Raw genomic sequence first — 2,551 nt, 5'->3', positions numbered from 1 at the left:
GCGCCGCCTTCGTCGCCGCCGTCGGACTCTGGCTGCTCCTCCTCGCCCTCACGCCCGGACTGCGCCGCCTGCTGCCCATGAGCCGCCCGCACCCCGACGTGCGCGCCGCGCTGCGCCGCGAGGCGGCCGCCGTGCTGCTGCGCGACCGGGCCATGGACGTCTCCGGCGTCCGCGAGGCACACGTGCGGGTCGGCCGCAGAAAGGCGGACGTGAAGGTGGTCTCGCACTTCCGCGAACCGGACGAGGTCCGCGCCGATCTGGACAGCACGCTCGACGGCGCGGTCCACGAACTGGGGCTGAGCCGCCCGCCGAAGCTGTCGGTACGGGTCCGCCGTCCCGGACGGAAAGGGTGAGCGCGATGCGCACCGGCACGGTCAACCGGGTCCTGCTCGCCGTGGCGGGCCTGCTGCTGCTCGCTCTCGGCGGGGTGGTCCTCGCCGCGGGGCTCGGCGCGCCCTTCCCGCGCTGGTGGGTCCACTCGAGCGCGCACGACGTGCTGCTCAGCCGGGCCGAGCGCACCAGTTTCCGGGACACCGGCTGGTGGTGGCCCGCCCTCATCGCGGGCCTGGCGATCCTGTTCCTGATCGGCGTGTGGTGGCTGGTGTCGGTGCTGCGCCGTCACCGCGTGGCCGAGGTCCGGGTCGACACCGGCGACGGTGGCACCGCCCGGCTGCGCGGCTCGGCCCTGCAGAACGCCCTCTCGCGGGACGCGTCGGGACAGGAGGGCATGGCCCAGAGCGACGTCCTGCTGACCGGGCGCCGAGGCGCGCCCGCCGTACGGGCGTGGTTCCGGCTGGAGCCGGACATGCCCCCCGGAGCCGCGCTCGCGGAGTTCACCTCCGGCCCCCTGGCCCGCGCCCGGGACTCGGCGGGCCTCGCGGCGCTGCCCGCCGAGGTCCGGCTGCGGGTGATCCGGCACCGCGCCGGACGCGTCACCTGACGCCCAGGGCGACGCGTCACCTGACGCCCGGGACAAGGGAGTTGACTCCCCGCGGAAACGACGCGGGGAGTTGACGGTACGTCAGAATCCGCGCCGCATCCCGCCGTCCACCGACGCCATCACGCCCGTCACATAGGACGCCGCCGGGGACAGCAGGAAGGCGGCCACCCGGCCGAACTCCTCCGGGGTGCCGTAACGGCGCAGCGGGATACGGGACTCGGCGGCCGTGCGGGTCGCCTCGGGGTCGGCGGAGAGGCTGTCCAGCTCGCGCACCCGGTCGGTGTCGATACGACCCGGCAGCAGCCCGATGACCCGGATGCCGCGCGGGCCCAGCTCGTCCGCGAGGGACTTCGCGAACCCGGCGATCCCGGGGCGCAGCCCGTTGGAGACGGTCAGCCCCGGGATCGGCTCGTGCACCGAGCCGGACAGGACGAAGCCGATGACGCCGCCCGGCTCCAGCTCGGCCGCCGCCGCGCGGGCCAGGCGCACCGCGCCCAGGAACACCGACTCGAAGGCGTCCCGCCACTGCTCGTCCGTCACGTCCGCCACGAAGCCGGGCGGCGGCCCGCCCACGCTCACGAGGATGCCGTCGAAGCCCCCGAAGTGCTCACGGGCGGCCGCGATCAGCCTCTGCGGCGCCTCCGGATCGGCGTTGCCGACGGCCACGCCCACCGCGTTCGGGCCCAGCTCGGCGGCCGCGTCGGCCACCCGCTTCTCGTCCCGCCCGCTGACGACCACCTTCGCCCCGTCGGCGACCAGCTGCCGCGCGGCGGCATTGCCGAGCCCCCGCGTGGCCCCGGTCACGATGTACACCCGGTCCTTCAGTCCAAGATCCATGGCCCTATCCTGCACCCTCGCTCCCGTACAGGATCCGGGCGGTGTTCACCAGGGCGATGTGGCTGAAGGCCTGTGGGTAGTTGCCCAGCTGGCAGCCGGACACCGGGTCGTACTCCTCGGCCAGCAGCCCCACGTCGTTGGACAGGTCGACCAGCCGCGCGAAGAGATCCCGCGCCTCCTCGGTGCGGCCGGTCAGGTGCAGGGCGTCGGCCAGCCAGAAGGAGCAGGCCAGGAAGGCGCCCTCGCCCTCGGGCAGCCCGTCCACCACCGGGCCCCCGGTGTCGTAGCGGCGTACGAAGCCGTCCTGGCCGAGGCCCGCGCGGATCGCGTCCACCGTGCCGATCACCCGGGGGTCGTCCGGCGGCAGGAAGCCGACGCGCGGGATCAGCAGCAGCGCGGCGTCCAGGGTGCGCGAGCCGTAGTACTGGGTGAAGGTGTTGCGCTCCGGGTCGTACGCCTTCGCGCACACCTCCCGGTGGATGTCGTCCCGCAGCTCCCGCCAGCCCGTGAGGTCGCCCTCCAGGCCGGGGTGCTCCTCCAGGGTGCGTACGGCGCGGTCGACGGCCACCCACACCATCACCTTGGAGTGCGTGAACTGCCGGCGGCCCCCGCGCACCTCCCACAGCCCCTCGTCGGGCTGCCGCCACGCGGAGCGCAGGAAGTCGATCAGCGCGCGCTGCAGGGACCACATGTGCGGCCGGGGCGACAGGCCCGACTGGCGTGCGAGCCACAGGGAGTCCATCACCTCGCCGTACACGTCCAGCTGGAGCTGGT

The 2,551-nt window shown here is 74.5% G+C and carries 4 protein-coding genes; 2 read left to right on the top strand and 2 right to left on the bottom strand.

Features of this window, described 5'->3' with window-relative positions; translation table 11 throughout:
* Both GTW40_RS03150 and amaP read left to right on the top strand, forming a co-directional pair.
* Window positions 1–353, top strand: a 353-nt coding sequence (locus tag GTW40_RS03150) for a DUF6286 domain-containing protein (RefSeq protein ID WP_237525308.1), incomplete at its 5' end; no start/stop codon positions are given.
* Window positions 354–358: 5 nt separating this feature from the next.
* A complete protein-coding gene (gene amaP / locus GTW40_RS03145) occupies window positions 359–940 on the top strand; it encodes an alkaline shock response membrane anchor protein AmaP (RefSeq protein ID WP_161178604.1) in 582 nt (193 codons plus the stop codon).
* 81 nt (window positions 941–1,021) lie between these two features.
* On the opposite strand, the gene GTW40_RS03140 is transcribed toward amaP, so the two are convergent.
* Together GTW40_RS03140 and GTW40_RS03135 are read right to left on the bottom strand one after the other, a co-directional pair.
* Window positions 1,022–1,777, bottom strand: a complete 756-nt coding sequence (locus GTW40_RS03140; RefSeq protein ID WP_161178603.1) for an SDR family oxidoreductase — start codon at window positions 1,775–1,777, stop codon at window positions 1,022–1,024.
* A 4-nt stretch (window positions 1,778–1,781) separates the two neighbouring features.
* A partial coding sequence (locus GTW40_RS03135) for a glycoside hydrolase family 15 protein (RefSeq protein ID WP_202485315.1) occupies window positions 1,782–2,551 on the bottom strand: 770 nt, incomplete at its 5' end.

This window comes from Streptomyces sp. SID4985, assembly GCF_009863025.1.
In the GTDB taxonomy this organism is placed as follows: Bacteria; Actinomycetota; Actinomycetes; order Streptomycetales; family Streptomycetaceae; genus Streptomyces.
This window is presented reverse-complemented; position numbering and strand designations above follow the sequence as displayed.